Source organism: Mesorhizobium dulcispinae, from assembly GCF_033977345.1.
Lineage (GTDB): Bacteria > Pseudomonadota > Alphaproteobacteria > Rhizobiales > Rhizobiaceae > Mesorhizobium > Mesorhizobium dulcispinae.
In genome coordinates this window covers 427,238-443,122 of sequence record NZ_JAVIIY010000002.1, presented here as the reverse complement: position 1 = coordinate 443,122, position 15,885 = coordinate 427,238, and the positions used below count along the sequence as shown (strand labels likewise).

Genomic DNA, 15,885 nt, shown 5'->3' with positions numbered 1-15,885 from the left:
TTGTTGCTTGTGACGACTGGCGGTCTTCTCACCGGCATAGTCAATTAGCAAATTCTAAATCTTTAGCGCCGCGAAATAAGCCTTCTCGATCTCGGCCGCCATGACGTCGGCGCCGAATCGCGCCTTCAACTCAACGCCCTGCGGCATCAGCTTGCGATAGGCGCCGGGATCGTCGAGAGCCGTTCGGAGCCTATCGGCAAGTTGGCCGGCATCCGGCCGGATCAGGGCAGGGGAGTCTTCGCCGAAGATCTCGGGAATGCCGCCCACGGCAGTGGCAATCATCGGCATGCCGGCCGCCAGCGCCTCGAGCACGATGTAGGGCATCGCTTCCGCGCGGGACGGGACGACGATCAGCTCGGCCAGGGCGAAAGCTTCCCTGGCCGCCATCGGTGGCAGGAAACGGACATGGCCCTTCAGTCCGAGTCGCTCCACCTGGGCGTGGTAGCGTGGCAGGTCGTCGCCGCTGCCGACCATCACCGCGCTCATCGGGCGGCCGAGCTCGCTGCCTGCCTGCGCCACCGCATCGATAAAGATGTCCGGGCCTTTGAGATCGCGCATCATGCCGATGTATAAGAGATCGGCGGTATCAGCCGCCGTCGCCACCGGTTCGAACTCGACGGCGCGCAGGCCGTTATAGACCAGCCTGTTGGGGATAGGCGGCTCGCCGACCTTCCGGCGATAGGTTTTCCGCTCATAGTCGGAAACGAACAGTAGGCAGTCGGTGAAGCGCGCCATAAAACGCTCCAGCGCGAAGAACAGCTTTCCGGTCGCCGTCGTTTCGTCATAGTGCAGCGAGCCGCCATGCGGCGAATAAAGGCGGGCCACGCGAGACCTTGAAACCCGCAACAGTGAGCCGAACAGCCGGGCATAGGCGCCACCCTTGGCGCCGTGCCCGTGCAGCACGTCCGGCCGCAATTCCTTGATGATCCCATATGTGCGCCAGGCCGCCGCGAGGTCGCCCGGCCCGATATGGCGCTGCATTGGCGTGCGATGGATGCCGAGTGCCAGGCTCTCCTTCATCGCGTCGAACAGCCGCTCCTCATAGGCGCCGCCCGTCGTCGAATCGCAGACGATGCCCACGGAATGGCCGGCGGCGACCTGCGCCTCGGTCAGGTCGCGCACATGCCGGAAGATCCCCCCGACAGGTGAGCGGAAGCAGTGGACGATGCGGAGATTTGCCGCCACGTTGATGTTCAGAACAGGCGTTCGCGGACGTAGACGGTGTCGCCGGGCAGGAGCGGGTCGGATGTCTGCACCCTGCCGGTCATGACCTTGCCGTTGATATCGCGGGTGATGTCGACGCTTTCCTGGTTGGCCCGCGGCGTGAAGCCGCCGGCAATCGCGATCGCCTTCTGCACAGTCAATCCCGGCACATAGGAATACTGCCCCGCGGCACCGACCTCGCCCATGACGAAGATCGGCCGGTAGCGGTCGATCTCGACCGAGACATCAGGATCGCGCAGATATCCCTGGCGCAATTTGTCGGCAATCTCCTTTTCCAGCTGCTGGGCGGTGTGGCCGCGCGCCGGCACCGCGCCGACGAGCGGGAAGGAGATGTAGCCGGACTGGTCGACGCTGTAGGTGTTGGTCAGCCCGTCCTGCTCGAACACGGTGACACGGATGCGGTCGCCGGCCCCGAGTCTGTAAGGCTGGTCGAGCACTTCATGAAAGGCGGCCGGTGTCGGGCGGTAGCTGGAACAACCGGTAAGCAGCGACAGGGCAAGCATGGCGCGCAAGAGATGAGCAGTGCTTTTCATGATCGGAAACGAACCTTCGTCGCTCTCGCCGCCAGTGCCGCGGCCACCCCAGGAAGTGCGTCCGTTATCATCCTGTTAGGGTTAATGGCCGGTAAAGGACTGCGCCTGGACTCGGCGACGTCCGGCAAAAAAACCAATTGTTCTATTGCTTTCGCCCGATGTTCTTTGAGTGCATTCTAATAAGTACGCATCCTGATCTTAACGGCTGAGTTACCATAGTTGTTTACGGTCCATCCTCGACTCAAAGTTCCGGAGCAGGATGCATGTCCGTTCAGTCCGCGGCCGCAGATGTCGATGTCGATCTGAGGCAGCTCTTCGCCGGCCTGGCGAGGAATTGGCTGCGCATTGTTCTCGTCACGCTTTTCGTAACCGGGCTGGCCTTTGCTTTCGCCTGGCTGGCCACGCCGCAATATAAGGCAGTGGCCAAGCTTGAGATCGGGTCGCGCGAATCGATCTTCACGCGGCCGGCCGGCACAACCAACGACGACAAGCCGGCGACCGACGAGGAGGCGGTGGCCACCGAGGTCCAGATCATATCGTCCCCCGATATCCTCAAGAAGGTCGCGGCGGACCTCAACCTGGAGAAATTGCCCGAATTCGACGAGACGCTGAAGATGTCGGCGCTCAGTCGCGCCCTCGTTCTCGTCGGCTTGAAGAGCGATCCCTTCGACATTCCGCCGGAAGAGCGCGTGCTCAAGGCCATGCACGATAAGCTCAACGTCTACGGCGTTGAAAAATCTCGCGTTATTGCGGTCGAGTTCTCCTCGAAGGATCCAAAGCTTGCCGCGCAGGTCGCGGACGCCATCGCGCAGGCCTACCTTGCCTCCAAGGGCAACGCGAAGAAGGAATCGAACACCGCCGCCACAGGCTTCCTTGGCCCGGAAATCACCGATCTGCAGAATCGGGTGAAGGAGGCGGAAGCCAAGGTTGCCGCCTACCGCGCGCAATCCGACCTCTTGATGGGCGGCAACAATTCGGTGCTCGCGACTCAGCAGCTCTCCGAACTGTCGACCGAGCTTTCGCGCGTGCGCGCCAATCGCGCGGCCGCCGAGGCGACCGCCGACAGCGTGCGCAAGGCGCTGCAGAACGGCGGCTCGCTCGACAGCGTGCCGGAAGTTCTGTCCTCCGAATTGATCCAGCGCTTGCTCGAGCGCCAGGTGGAACTGAGGACCAACATTGCCGATCTGTCGACGACCTTGCTGGACAACCATCCGCGCATCCGGGCGCTGAAGTCGCAGCTTGCCGATCTCAACGATCAGATCCGCAACGAAGCGCAGAAGATCCTGAAGGGATTGGCGACCCAGGCGCAGACGGCCAAGGCTCGCGAGGACCAGCTTGTCGCGGAGGTCAACACGCTGAAAGCCGCCTCGGCCCGCGCCGGCGAGCAGCAGGTCGAGCTCGATGCGCTGCAGCGCGACGCCAATGCCCAGCGCCAGCAGCTCGAATCCTATATGGCGAGCTACCGCGAGGCCGCCTCGCGCGCGGACCGCAACTATCTGCCGGTGGATGCCCGGCTGCTTTCGAAGGTGCAGGTGCCGACGGAACCCTATTTCCCGAAGATCGGTCCGATCACGGGCGCCGCGGCGGCCGCGTCGCTGCTGTTGATGGCGATCGGCACGCTTCTGAAGGAACTGTTCTCCGGGCGCGCCATGCGCCCGGCCGCCGGCGCCCGCTTCGAGCCGATCGAGCAGGTGGCGATGCCGGTGGCGCGCACCGAGCCGGCGGCTGCCGAAGCCGAGGACGAACAGAGCGACGATCCGGTCGCCGACCATCGGATCGGGCAGGGCGCAGCCATGGCAGCGGACGCCGAGCCAGCAGAGCCAGTAGAGGCGGAAGCGTCTCGGTCGTGGCAGTCCAGGCTGGGCGAGATCGATGTCGACAAGGCGGCGGAAAAGCTGATCGCCTCGGGTGCCGCGCGCGCCATCTTCGTGTCCCCGGAAGGCGATGAGGCTGCCGCTACCGCCGTGTTGGTGGCGCGCGAGGTGTCGGATGCGGGCCTGCGCGTGCTCTTGCTCGATCTCACCGCCTCTGGCGCCGCCTCTCGCCCGATGCTGGACAGCGGGCTGTTCCCCGGCATCACCAATCTCCTCGCCTCCGAAGCACAGTTCAGCGACGTCATCCATCCCGATCTCTATTCGGACGCGCATGTCGTTCCGGTCGGCACTGCCGATCCGGTTCGCGCCATGCGCGCGGCCGACCGGCTGCCGATCATCATGCAGTCGCTGACCACGGCTTACGACCTCGTCGTGGTCGAATGCGGTCCGGCCGATGCGCAAGGCATCAGTCGCCTCGTCGGCGACGGCACCGAAGTCTTCCTGTCGATGCTCGAAGCCGACGATGAGGTGACGCAGGCGGCGGTGAAACTGATCGAGAACGGCTACCCGGATGTCACGCTGGTGACCCCGGTCGGCCATGAGCCGGGACACCCGTTGCCGGGGCGTCGCTCGGCTGCATAAGGCGCCAATCGGGCTCGTCCGCGCCGCCGCAACGCTTGCCAAGGATCGGCCCGAGGTACCGGGAAGAGATCAGGGCAGCGGCGAATCGAGCACGGTTCAGTCGCTGTCGTCATGACAGTCCTTAGCTGCGAAACCGGACCTGGCATTTCTCGGCCGCTCCAGCACTTTACATCGGCAGCAGGGCACCTAGTTATAGCGTTTCGCGCCGCGCACCTTCATGCGTGGATGATCGAGAGCGGGACCGTGAACTTAAGGCCGGTCCCTCAAAAACTCCCAAAAGGATGGTTGCTATGACACAGGCCAAGAATGGCGACACTGTACGCATCAACTATACCGGACGTCTGACCGACGGCACTCAATTCGATTCTTCCGGCAGTGAACCGCTGCAATTCACGCTGGGTGAAGGACAGGTAATTCCCGGCCTCGAAACCCATGTCGAGGGCATGGAGGTCGGCACGAAAAGCACCGTCACCGTTCCCGCCGATGCCGCCTATGGCCCGCATCGCCCCGAAGCAGTCGTGACCATCGCTCGCGCCAGCGTGCCGGAAAATATCAACATCGATGTTGGCACCCAATTGCAGGCCCGCACTGCCGAGGGGCGCCCCATGCAAGTAACGGTCGTCGGCGTTGACGACGCCAGCGTCAAGCTCGACGGCAATCATCCGTTGGCCGGCAAGGATCTGGTGTTCGACGTCGAACTGGTCGAGATCGTCCAGGCGGCGTAGCTGAGGCTCGAACGACTGCTCAGGGTCGTGCTCAGGGCGCTACTTGGAAAGCGTTCTCGCATGGCCCTGGACGTGCAAGAGGATCGCGGATGTCAGGGCGCGCGGTCGGTCAGATCGTTGGCGCCTTCCTGCCCGGCGCAATGCGCGCAGCAATAGATGATATCGCCCTGCTCGACGCCGTGCCCCATGATCCGTACTTTGCAATGAGGGCAGGTCGGCGCGAGCTTCTGGATCGCGCACTCGAAGCTGTCAAATGTGTAGGTTTGCCCGCCCATGTTCACCAGGAATGCCTTGTCGTAGTCATTGCCGCACTGGTCGCACTTAGCCATGGCCGTTCTCCTTCTGAGTGCGAAAACCTCTCGGCTATCGATAGGTTCCGCTCAAGGCCATTCAAGTCTCGACCCTGCTTGCCCGGTACCAACCGGGATATCGAGGGCGATTGTGCGACTAGCTGTCGTCCTCGGCTGCGGCAGGCGCTGCCGCTTGTCCGGCCGCCTTCCGGCGCAGCATCTTGGTCAGTTTCCAGACCGTCGGATTGTTCTTGATGAAGGCCTTGGCCCGCGCGCCTTGGCGGAGCCCCAAGGCCAGCGTCCTGCCCTTCAGCGTCAGCGGCGCCAGCACTTCGAAATGCTGGACCTCGATGTCGCACCAGAGCCGCTTGTAGGGCTCGTCGCCGACCGAGAAGTCGTAGACGTCGAAGCCTTGCTCGCAGGCTTCCTGGATATTGTCGAAGAACAGGAAATCGCCGGGGCTGGTGAAGGCGAGATCGTCCTCGGCGATCGCGCCGAACTCGCAGATCAGGCGCTTGCCTGAGTGGCTGGAGCCAGTAACAGCGCGAAGTTTCCCCGCTACCTCCAGGCCATGCAGCAGGAAGGACGGCCTTTCCTCGGCAAGCGCGCCGGCGAACAACGCCCTGAAGAAGGCGCGCACCCCTTCATCGCCGAAGACGTTGGCGATGCCCATCTTGGCGAAGCGCACCTCCTTCATATCGAAGAAGGCGCCGAGCAGCCTGTCGACCTCCTCGCGCGTGCGCGCCTCGATGCGGCGGAAGCTGCCGACGGCCTCGAACTTGCGCGTCTGCGAGCGATGCTTCTTGCGCTTGCGCTTGCCGCTCGCGCGGGTGAGCAGCGCGTCGAACCCCCCATCGAGATCGACCGCGAGCGCAAGGTTCGGGCTCTGAAAATTGGGCAGCGCGGCTAGCGGATTGGCGGCGCCGTCGAGATCGGGCAACAGCCGTTCCAGCGAAACCAGGTCGATGTCCGGCCGCGCCTTGGCGATTGCCGAGAACAACGAGCGGAGCGCCGGTCCGTCGATGGCGGGCAAAAGCCGCGGGTCGGCTGCGGGGAAGTTGCCGTTGGCGTGACGTCCGCCGGCGAAACGAGCGACACGGAACGGACCGCTTCGCACGATTTCCAGCGCTAGCGAAAGCGCCGGCCGGCCTTCGACATTCAGCGTGGCGACCGCCATGTTGGCCTTGGTCTCGGCCGCCCAGTTGCGCACCCAGGACGCGCTCTGCGCCGGGGCAAACAGCGCCGAAGCACAAAATGCCGAATAGTCAGCAAGACCAGCGCCGTCGCTCACCGCCGCCGTCAAATGGCCCTGGCTCGAGGCAGGCGCCCGCGCCGAGGCTTCGTTGGCCGCGACCCGATTGCCGTCAAATGACGCGGCGGCGTCAACCATCCCTCAATCCTTAAGACGTATTGGTTGCAACCTGGGGTTCGCATAGGCGCAAGTCGTGCTTGATGAGCCTAGGCGTAAAAGGTGAAGGAATGATCGACGGGGGCGAGGCGATCCGCAAACTGGCCTTGAACGTTGCCCGCTACACCGGCCTCGCTCCGCTGGCGAAGCCGTTTGTCGGCGGCATCGGCGCCATCCTGATGCTGCATCGCGTGACCGCCACGCCCGAGAAGCCGAACAGCGTCAACCGCCATCTGAACATCGCCCCTGCCTTCCTCGACAAGCTGGTCGCCGACATGAAGGGAAGGGGCTATGCCTTCGTCAGCCTGGACGAAGCGATCGAGCGCATCGAGGCGGGCGGCAAACACGGCCAGTTCGCCACCATCACCGCGGACGATGCCTATCGCGACAATATGACGGAAGCGCTGCCGGTGCTGGAGAAGCACGGTGCGCCGATCACCATCTATGTTGCGCCAGGCCTGATCGACGGTGCCGTCGACCTGTGGTGGAACGTCGTTGAGGATATCGTCGACACCAGCTCACGCCTGGCGCTGAAGACGGCGAGAGGATCGACGGTTATCGATTGCTCGACACCCGGCAGAAAGATCCAGGCTATCGCGCGGCTGAACGCCTGGTTGACGCTTGAAGTCCCCGAAGAAGAGCAGGGCATTGCGCTGCGCGACTTGGCGCGCTCGAATGGCATCGAGCTCGGCACGGGCCGCCCCGGCACGCTGATGAACTGGGACGAGATCCGCGCGATGGCCGCGCATCCTCTGGTGACGATCGGCGCGCATACCATCAATCACCGCAACCTCAAGCGGCTTGCAGAGGTGGACGCGCGCCGCGAGATCGTCGACGTCCGCCGCATTCTCAAGGAAAAACTCGGGCTGGAACCGCGCCATTTCGCTTACCCCTACGGCTATGCCAGCGCTGTCGGCTGCCGCGAGGTGGGTTTTGCCCGCGATGCCGGCTATGTTTCGGCGGTGACGACCCGGCACGGCGTGCTGAGAGCCGAGCATGCCGGCTTCCTGCATGCGCTGCCGCGCATCTCCGTCAACGGCCGCTACCAGAGCGTCGCCCATATCCGCACGATGCTGTCGGGCGTGACCACGCCGCTCGCCAATGCCGGCAAGATGGTCGTCACCATCTGAAGCAATTCCGGGAAAAGTGCGCAGCGGTTTTCCGTCCGGAATTGCGCAAAAACAAATGTTTGGAGCGGGTCGGCGCTTCCACAAACGCGGAACCGCTCCAACGCGCTTCAGCCCTTCTGAGGCGGTTCGATGATCAGCCATTTGATGATGCCCATCGCCGGCAGCACCCAGAGCAGGCCGCTGAGCAGGAAGAACAGGAAATGCGCGGTCGCGCCGTATTCGGCGAGCCTGGTGACCGCGATGGCCGAAGCGATCAGCGCGTAGACGATGACCAGCGCCACCAGCAGGATGGTTCCGATCAGCTTTTTCAGGCGAATGGGCATGTCGCGGTCCCGTTGACCCGCCTCGCTTAGGCCGATTGAGGAGCGCGCGCAACCGTTGCGGGCCGGCGCGACGGCGTGCCGCGCTGTCCGGCCTTGCCAGCGAGGCGGCCATGGTTCACCAATCCCAGCGTTTCAACTGCCGGGAAAGTCCCATGGCTGCCATCACCGCCACGGCCCCGTATGCCGCCCGCGACCGCGATCTCCACAACCGCGCGCTGGTGCGCGGCTGGCTGTATTTCGTCGTGCTCGTGTTGTTCGCGCTGGTGCTGGTCGGCGGCGCCACTCGGCTTACCGGTTCCGGCCTGTCGATCACCGAGTGGCAGCCGATCCACGGCGTCATCCCGCCGCTCAACGATGCCGAGTGGCAGGAGGAGTTCCAGCGCTACCAGCAGATCCCCCAATATACGGAGATCAACGACGGCATGAGCATCGAGGCCTTCAAGTCGATCTTCTGGTGGGAATGGGTGCACCGCATCCTCGCCCGCAGTGTCGGCGTCGTCTTCGCCCTGCCGCTGCTGTTCTTCTGGGCGACGCGCCGCATCGAACGCGGCCTCGGGCCGAAGCTTTTAGGCATCCTGTTGCTCGGCGGTCTGCAAGGCGCCATCGGCTGGTGGATGGTGGCTTCCGGGCTGGTCGACCGCGTCTCGGTCAGCCAGTACCGGCTGGCGACGCATCTGACGATCGCGGCGCTGATCTTCACCGCGACCATGGTGGTTGCCCGGGGCCTTGCGCCGCATTCGGAGCCGGCCGCCGACCGCTCGACACAGCGGCTCGCGGGCTTCATCGTGCTTCTGGCGCTGATCCAGATCTATCTCGGTGGGCTGGTCGCCGGCCTTCACGCCGGCCTCTCCTACAACACCTGGCCGCTGATGGACGGCAAGGTGATCCCGGCCGATCTCCTGCTGCTGAAACCCGCCTGGCTGAATTTCTTCGAGAATCCGAAGACGGTGCAGTTCGTGCACCGGCTCGGCGCCTACGCACTCTTTGTGGTGGCGCTCTGGCATATGATCGCGACATGGCGGCGCCGGCCAGGCACCACCCATGCCCGTCGCGCCACGCTTCTGTTCCTCCTGGTGATGCTGCAGGCCTCGATCGGCATCGGCACGCTCTTGATGCAGGCGCCGCTGCACATGGCGCTGACCCACCAAGGTTTCGCGCTGATCGTGCTCGGCTTTGCCGCCGCGCATTGGCGCGGCACCAAGGGCGCTTATCCGCTGCCGAACGAGATCGCCGTCAGAGGCTGAGGCAAACCTTCCTGATCGCCTCGGCTACCGAAAGTTCGCGGCTTTCATCGACAGCGCTGCGGTCCTCGCGGTGCCAAGCGGCCGACAGGCAGCCATAGGCGATCGCATGGTCGAGGATCGCGCGCGGCGACTGACCTTCCAGCGCTCAGAGAATGCCTGCATTATCGCTCAGTGCTTGATGCCGAGCATCAGGTCCAGGTTCTGCACGGCGGCCCCGGAAGCACCCTTGCCAAGATTGTCGTAGACGGCGAGCAGCAGCGCCTGCGCCCGCTCGTCATTGGCGAACACATAGACCTTCATCCGGTTGGTGCCGTTATAGACCTCCGGGTCGATCTCCGGCATGCGCTCCATATGCGTGTAGGGCGCGACCTCGACCACGCCGCCGTCGATAGAGGCGTAATGGTCGGCGATCGCCGCATGCAGCTCGGCGCCCGTCGGCACGCGGTCGAGTCCGCCGAGCTGCAGCGGCACCACGGTGATCATGCCTTGCGCGAAATTGCCGACCGCCGGCTGCATGATCGGATCGTGCGACAGCTTCGCATAGGTTCTGAGCTCCGGCACATGCTTGTGCTGCAGCGTCAGGCCATAGGGCAGGAACTCGGGCGCATCCTCGCCCTTGCCGACATAGTCCTCGATCATCGGCCGGCCGCCGCCGGAATAACCGGAGATGCCGTTGACGGTGACCGGGAAGTCGGCGGGCAAGAGACCGGCGGAGACCAGCGGCCGCAGCGTCGCGATCGGGCCTTGCGGCCAGCAGCCGGGGTTTGCGATGCGTTTTGCGCTGGCGATCTTTTTCGCCTGATCCTTGTCCATTTCGGCAAAGCCATATTCCCAGCCCGCGGCCACGCGGTGCGCGGTCGAGGCGTCGATGACCTTGGTCCTGTCGTTCTCGATCAGCGACACGCTTTCCTTGGCGGCGGCGTCGGGCAGGCAGAGGATCGCGACATCAGCGGCGTTGAGGAATTCAGCCCTGGCCGCGGCTTCCTTGCGGCGGTCGGCGGGAATGGAGATGATCTCCAGATCGCCGCGGTCGGCCAGCAGCGCCCTGATCTGCAGGCCTGTCGTGCCATGCTCGCCGTCAATGAAGATTTTCGGTTTCATCGGTTACCAAATTCCTTGCGATTTCAAGACTATATGCCGTTAGCGTTATGTAGAACGGCATGCGTGCCGTTGTTCAGGTCTTCGAGCCGCGCCTTCCGTTCGGCCACCAGGCCAAGATAATGCATGGCAATGATCGATCCGGCGATCGCCGTAATATCGGCATGATCATAGGCCGGCGCAACCTCGACGACGTCGGCGCCGACGATATCGACCTGCCCGAGCTGGCGCAGCGTCGAAAGCATCTTGGCCGATGACGGGCCGCCGGCCACGGGCGTGCCGGTGCCGGGCGCGAAGGCCGGGTCGAGGCAATCGATATCGAAGGTCAGATAGGTCTTTCGGCCGCCGGTGCGCTCGACGATCGCATAGGCGATGTCGGAGGCGCGCATTTCCTCGACCTCATGGCCGTAGAGGATTTTGATGCCGAACGTGTCGGGCGCATGGGTGCGAATGCCGATCTGGATCGAGCGGTCGGGGTCGATGATGCCTTCCCTCACTGCGCGGGCAACGAAGGAGCCGTGGTCGATGCGTTTGCCGTCGTCCGGCCAGGTGTCCTGGTGCGCGTCGAACTGCACCAGCGCCAGCGGCCCATGGATCGCGGCATGGGCCTTGAGCAGCGGCCAGGTGACGAAATGGTCGCCGCCGAGCGTCAAAAGGAAGGCGCCGGATTTCAGGATCTTGGCCGCCTCGCGCTCGATCGTGCCGGGCGTCTTCTGATGGTTGCCGCTGTCGAGCAGGCAATCGCCGTAGTCGACAACCGCGAGCCGCTCGAACAGGTCGCGCGAGAACGGATATTGCGGATCGTTGTCGAGGATCGCCGAGGCGCGACGAATCGCCTGCGGCCCGAAGCGCGCGCCCGGCCGGTTGGTGACCGCGGCGTCAAAGGGAATGCCCCACACGACGACGTCCGCGCCCTTCACGTCCTTCGTATATCTGCGCCGCATGAACGACAGCGCGCCGGCATAGGTCGGCTCGAACGACGCGCCCGTCTTGGAGCGGGCGGTGAAGGCGTGGTCGATCTCATTGTTCGCCATTACTGGTCCTCGGTTGTCATCGGGCAGCCACAACTACAGAACCGGCACGCAACATGCCAGTCACAGCTTGCGGAGACGGAATGGCGCTCGGCGAGTGCCACGGCAACACAGGACTTGTATCATTATGACCGAGGCCGCCTTGATCAACCTCGCGCCGCCGCCGGCTGCGATCCGGACCGGCACGGTGGCCGGCGAGCGCTTCCTGGTGCTCGATTCCTGGCGCGGCATCTGCGCGCTCTTGGTGGCGCTGTTCCATTTCCCGACCAGCTCGATGATCTCGCAGAGCGCCTTTGTCGGCGGCTCCTATCTGTTCGTCGACTTCTTCTTCGTGCTGTCCGGCTTCGTCATCGCCAGCTCCTACGGCAGCCGCCTGGACGAGACAGATGAGGTTGCCCGTTTCGCGCTGGTGCGCTTCGGCCGCATCTACCCGCTGCATGTCCTGATGCTCGCCGCTTTCGTCGCTTTCGAGCTTGTGCGGCTTGCGCTCCCGGCCCTTCATGGAACCGGTGCCGCGCCCTTCAGCGGCGGCTTCGATCTGAAAAGCCTCGTTGCCAATCTCTTCCTGCTGCAGGGCATGGGCGTCGAAAATCATCTGAGCTGGAATGCGCCAAGCTGGAGCATCTCGGCCGAATTCTTCACCTATCTGCTGTTTGCCGGCGTGGTGTTCGCGACCGGCCGGCGCGCCTGGATATGGTTCGTCGCCGCGGCCGTGACGGCGCCTTTCTTCCTGCTTGCCTTTTCGACCCGTCATATGGACGTGTCCTTCGATTTCGGCTTCATCCGCTGCCTTTACGGCTTCTCGCTTGGCGCGCTGCTCGCCTGGTTTCAGCATGATTCCATTGCAGAGGCGCGACAGGCGCTTGCCGGCGGGGCAGGGCGCGTCGCCTGGACGCTGGCCGAGCTCGCCATGATCGCGGTGATCGGCATGTTCGTTTCGGTCGCCGGGACGAACGACGCCGGCATTGCGGCACCCGTCGTCTTTGCGCTGGCGCTCTACCTCTTCGCGCATGAGGGCGGTTTGATCAGTGTGCTGCTCTCGAGCCGGCCGATGCTGCTGCTCGGCTCGCTCTCCTATTCGATCTACATGGTCCACATTTTCGTTCAGGCGCGCATGATCAATGTCGGCGGGCTGATCGAGCGCAAGCTCGGGCTTGGCATCGTCGGCGACATGACCCTACGCGGCGACCAGGTGATCGGCTTCGGCATTGGCTCGCCATGGATCGGCTTCGCGGCGATCATGGCGATGTTGATTGCCGTCATCGTCGCCTCCTGGCTCACCTGGCGCTTCGTCGAGATGCCGGCGCTGGCCTGGTTCCGCCGCCTTTCCAAGCGGATTTGACCAAACCGCTAGCCGGCTTCGTTCACCGCCCTGTCATGGGCATCGCCTAACCGGGTCCCGACCCGGAACGGAGCGATTCCCCGATGCGAACACTCTGGCTGAGCCTCCTTCTGTCCGCCGCGCTTGCGGCCTTGTCCGGCCAAAGCTTAGCCGGCGAGACGCGCGCTGCCCAAATCCTCGACCGCTTCGAGCACGCCAACCAATGGCGCGACCATGTGATGATAGCCGCGCACCGCGCCGGCAGCATGCAGGCCGGCAAGACGCTCTATGCCGAGAATTCGCTTGCCGCCGTCGAGGGCTCGATCGCGATAGGCGCCGAGATCGTCGAGGTCGACGTCAGGCGGTCGAAAGACGGCGAGTTCGTCATCATGCATGACAGCTGGCTCGACCGCACCACCACCTGCAAGGGCGAGGTGGATACCTTTACGCTGGCCGAGCTGAAGAAATGCCGGCTGGTGATCGCGGGCACGGGGGCGGTGACCGACGAGGCGGTATCGTCGCTGCGCGAGATGCTGCTTAGGACCAAGGACAGGATCCTGATCAACCTCGACAACAAGCTGGAGGTTACGGATCTGCCCGGCATGATCGCGATTGCCCGCGATCTCGGCATGTCCGATCAGGTGATCGTCAAGGAGAACCTCTGGAACCGCCAGCGCATCGATGCCGCCAGGACAGCGCTTGCCCAGGCGGGCGGCGGTTTCCAGTTCATGCCGATCCTCGCCGATGATGCGGTGCATGACGCAAGCTTTGCCGGTGAGGTCGACAAGGCGTTCGCGCCACGCGCTATCGAGCTGATCAATTGGCGCGCTGGCGCCGAGACGCTGACCGCAAATGGCGGACAGCTGTTCGGCACCCGCATGCGGGCGACGGCGATCCGAGGTGACTGGCACCTCTGGGCCGACACTTACGCCGTCGTCAACAAGCCGGGCGGCTTCCTCGCCGGCGGCCGTGGCGACGAACTGGCGGTGGCCGCCAGCCTGCCGCGCGAAGCCTGGGGTTTCTGGGTCGACCGCGGCGCCACGATCATCCAGACCGACGAGCCGAAAGCGGCGATCTCATGGCTGGCTGCGAACGGTTTCCGCGTGCCTTACACCACAGACAGTCAGCCGGTTGAGCCGGCGCATACGGCGAGCATCAACTAGCGCGGGGCTGGAGCGATTAATCTCCCCGCAAGGGGGAGATTAGCCAATCGCGCATCAAGCAGCCTTCGCCACCCCATCCAATTCGCTCAACACCTCCGCCGACAATTCCAGTTCCGCCGCCGCAAGATTCTCCCGCAGATGCTCGACCGACGACGTACCGGGGATCAGCAGGATGTTGGGCGAACGTCGCAACAACCACGCCAGCGCGACCTGCATCGGCGTCGCGCCGAGCCGCTCCGCGACGCCGGACAAGGTCGAGGATTGCAGCGGGCTGAAGCCGCCGAGCGGGAAGAACGGCACATAGGCGATGCCGTCACGGGCAAGCTCATCGATCAACGCGTCGTCTTGCCTGTGCGCCAGATTGTACTGGTTCTGCACGCAGACGATCTCGCAGATTTTTCGACCTTCCGCGATTTGGGTGCGGGTGACGTTGCTCAAGCCGATATGGCGCACGAGGCCTTTGCGTTGCAACTCGGCAAGCTTGGTGACCTGCGCCTCGATGGAGCCTTCCGCCGGACCATGCACCCCGAACATGATGCGCAAATTGACGACGTCCATCACCTCGAGGCCAAGATTGCGAAGGTTGTCGTGCACTGCCTGCTCGAGTTCATCGGCTGTGAAGGCCGGCAGCCAGGAGGCGTCTTCGCCGCGACGGGCGCCGATCTTGGTGACGATGGTGAGATCGTCGGGGTAGGGTGCCAGCGCCTCGCGGATCAGCTTGTTGGTGACGTACGGCCCGTAATAATCGCTGGTGTCGATGTGGTTCGCGCCTTGCGCCACCGCTTCGCGCAGCACGGCGACGGCTGCGTCATGATCTTTGGGCGGACCGAACACGCCTTTGCCCGCAAGCTGCATAGCGCCGTAGCCGAGGCGGTGGACCGAGCGGTCGCCGAGTTTGTAAGTGCCGGATTTGTCTACGCTGGACATCGTGGTTCTCCTTCGCTGTCGACGACGGAGATAGGGCATGGTCGCTGTTTCGATAATCGCCTATAATCGGGACAGCTTGTGCGGAATTTAGGACAATGGCGGCTGAACTCAACGATCTCCAGGCGTTCATGGCGGTGGCGCGCGCCGGTGGCTTTCGCGAAGGCGCCCGTGCCACGGCGGGCAGTGCGTCCGCGCTCAGTGAAGCCATCCGCCGCCTGGAAACCCAGCTCGGTGTTAGGCTCTTCAACCGCACGACGCGCAGCGTCGCTTTGACCGAGGCTGGTGCCGGCCTGCTGGCGCGGCTCGGCCCCGCATTGGGCGAGGTCGAAGCCGCACTCGATGTGGTGAACGGCTTTCGCGACCGGCCCGCCGGAACCTTGCGCCTCAACGTGCCGATAAGCGCCTCGCGGCTGGTGCTGCCCAAAATCGTTCCGGGATTTCTCGCGGCCTATCCCGCCATTCGCCTGGAGGTGATCGCCGAGGAGAACTTTATCGATCTGCTGGTGGCCGGCTGCGACGCCGGAATCCGCTATGACGAGCGGCTGGAGCAGGACATGATCGCGGTGCCGATCGGGCCGCGCGCGCAGCGTTTCACGACCTCCGCCGCGCCGTCCTACCTTGACCGGCACGGTCGGCCGCAGCACCCGCGCGACCTGCTTGGCCATGCCTGCGTGCGCGGCCGCTTCCCGAGCGGGGTCATGACGCCCTGGGAGTTCGAGCGCGACGGCGAGGTGGTGCGGGTCGATCCCACGGGGCCATTGGTCGTCAGCATCGGTGGAGGCGTCGATCTCGCCATCGATGCGGCCATCGCCGGCGTCGGCATTCTCTGGCTCTTCGAGGACTGGGTACGCCCGCATTTCGAGAGCGGCGTGCTCGAACCTGTGCTGGAGCCGTGGTGGCAGGAATTTTCCGGGCCGTTCCTCTATTATCCCGGCCGGCGGCTGGTGCCGGCGCCGCTGCGCGCTTTCATCGACTACATCAAGACGCCGGTCGGTCGCTGGCAATAAAAACA

The 15,885-nt window shown here is 64.2% G+C and carries 15 protein-coding genes and 1 pseudogene; 7 read left to right on the top strand and 9 right to left on the bottom strand.

The window, feature by feature from the left end:
* Positions 1-54 precede the first annotated feature (54 nt).
* Both RFN30_RS06910 and RFN30_RS06905 read right to left on the bottom strand, forming a co-directional pair.
* Complete coding sequence (locus tag RFN30_RS06910) at positions 55-1,185, bottom strand: glycosyltransferase (RefSeq protein WP_320261356.1); 1,131 nt, start codon at positions 1,183-1,185, stop codon at positions 55-57.
* Positions 1,186-1,193: 8 nt separating this feature from the next.
* Positions 1,194-1,757 carry a polysaccharide biosynthesis/export family protein gene (locus RFN30_RS06905; protein ID WP_320261355.1) on the bottom strand — a complete coding sequence of 188 codons (564 nt, stop codon included), beginning with the start codon at positions 1,755-1,757 and terminating at the stop codon, positions 1,194-1,196.
* Between the two features lie 263 nt (positions 1,758-2,020).
* On the opposite strand from RFN30_RS06905, the gene RFN30_RS06900 reads away from it, so the two are divergent.
* Complete coding sequence (locus RFN30_RS06900) at positions 2,021-4,213, top strand: GumC family protein (RefSeq protein WP_320261354.1); 2,193 nt, start codon at positions 2,021-2,023, stop codon at positions 4,211-4,213.
* 290 nt (positions 4,214-4,503) lie between these two features.
* Complete coding sequence (locus RFN30_RS06895) at positions 4,504-4,938, top strand: FKBP-type peptidyl-prolyl cis-trans isomerase (RefSeq protein WP_320261353.1); 435 nt, start codon at positions 4,504-4,506, stop codon at positions 4,936-4,938.
* Positions 4,939-5,030: 92 nt separating this feature from the next.
* Here RFN30_RS06895 and RFN30_RS06890 read toward each other — a convergent pair whose 3' ends face one another.
* Entirely contained in the window at positions 5,031-5,267 is a 237-nt protein-coding gene (locus tag RFN30_RS06890) for a metallothionein (RefSeq protein WP_320261352.1), read from the bottom strand.
* A gap of 118 nt (positions 5,268-5,385) precedes the next feature.
* Positions 5,386-6,618: a GNAT family N-acetyltransferase gene (locus tag RFN30_RS06885; RefSeq protein ID WP_320261351.1), complete on the bottom strand. Its 1,233-nt coding sequence runs from the start codon at positions 6,616-6,618 to the stop codon at positions 5,386-5,388.
* An 89-nt stretch (positions 6,619-6,707) separates the two neighbouring features.
* On the opposite strand from RFN30_RS06885, the gene RFN30_RS06880 reads away from it, so the two are divergent.
* Positions 6,708-7,766: a polysaccharide deacetylase family protein gene (locus tag RFN30_RS06880; RefSeq protein ID WP_320261350.1), complete on the top strand. Its 1,059-nt coding sequence runs from the start codon at positions 6,708-6,710 to the stop codon at positions 7,764-7,766.
* A gap of 107 nt (positions 7,767-7,873) precedes the next feature.
* Here RFN30_RS06880 and RFN30_RS06875 read toward each other — a convergent pair whose 3' ends face one another.
* Positions 7,874-8,089, bottom strand: a complete 216-nt coding sequence (locus RFN30_RS06875) for a DUF2842 domain-containing protein (protein ID WP_320261349.1) — start codon at positions 8,087-8,089, stop codon at positions 7,874-7,876.
* Positions 8,090-8,241: 152 nt separating this feature from the next.
* Between RFN30_RS06875 and RFN30_RS06870 the strand changes: the two genes are divergently transcribed.
* A complete protein-coding gene (locus RFN30_RS06870) occupies positions 8,242-9,333 on the top strand; it encodes a COX15/CtaA family protein (RefSeq protein ID WP_320261348.1) in 1,092 nt (363 codons plus the stop codon).
* Here the strand turns inward: RFN30_RS06870 and RFN30_RS06865 are convergent.
* From RFN30_RS06865 to speB, 3 genes and pseudogenes are all read right to left on the bottom strand, one after another.
* Positions 9,323-9,469 (bottom strand): annotated as a pseudogene (locus tag RFN30_RS06865) (3'-kinase); the annotation flags it as partial. The gene RFN30_RS06870 and the pseudogene RFN30_RS06865 overlap by 11 nt on opposite strands.
* A gap of 32 nt (positions 9,470-9,501) precedes the next feature.
* Positions 9,502-10,434 carry an N-acetyl-gamma-glutamyl-phosphate reductase gene (gene argC / locus RFN30_RS06860; RefSeq protein WP_320261347.1) on the bottom strand — a complete coding sequence of 311 codons (933 nt, stop codon included), beginning with the start codon at positions 10,432-10,434 and terminating at the stop codon, positions 9,502-9,504.
* 29 nt (positions 10,435-10,463) lie between these two features.
* Positions 10,464-11,465: an agmatinase gene (gene speB, locus RFN30_RS06855; protein WP_320261346.1), complete on the bottom strand. Its 1,002-nt coding sequence runs from the start codon at positions 11,463-11,465 to the stop codon at positions 10,464-10,466.
* Positions 11,466-11,589: 124 nt separating this feature from the next.
* Between speB and RFN30_RS06850 the strand changes: the two genes are divergently transcribed.
* Both RFN30_RS06850 and RFN30_RS06845 read left to right on the top strand, forming a co-directional pair.
* Positions 11,590-12,804, top strand: coding sequence for an acyltransferase family protein (locus RFN30_RS06850; protein WP_320261345.1), 1,215 nt, complete (start codon positions 11,590-11,592; stop codon positions 12,802-12,804).
* Positions 12,805-12,887: 83 nt separating this feature from the next.
* A complete protein-coding gene (locus tag RFN30_RS06845) occupies positions 12,888-13,946 on the top strand; it encodes a glycerophosphodiester phosphodiesterase family protein (protein ID WP_320261344.1) in 1,059 nt (352 codons plus the stop codon).
* Between the two features lie 54 nt (positions 13,947-14,000).
* On the opposite strand, the gene RFN30_RS06840 is transcribed toward RFN30_RS06845, so the two are convergent.
* Positions 14,001-14,873, bottom strand: a complete 873-nt coding sequence (locus tag RFN30_RS06840; protein WP_320261343.1) for an aldo/keto reductase family oxidoreductase — start codon at positions 14,871-14,873, stop codon at positions 14,001-14,003.
* Positions 14,874-14,968: 95 nt separating this feature from the next.
* Here RFN30_RS06840 and RFN30_RS06835 point away from each other — a divergent pair, with 95 nt between their 5' ends.
* Positions 14,969-15,880, top strand: coding sequence for a LysR family transcriptional regulator (locus RFN30_RS06835; RefSeq protein ID WP_320261342.1), 912 nt, complete (start codon positions 14,969-14,971; stop codon positions 15,878-15,880).
* The last annotated feature ends 5 nt before the right edge of the window (positions 15,881-15,885 follow it).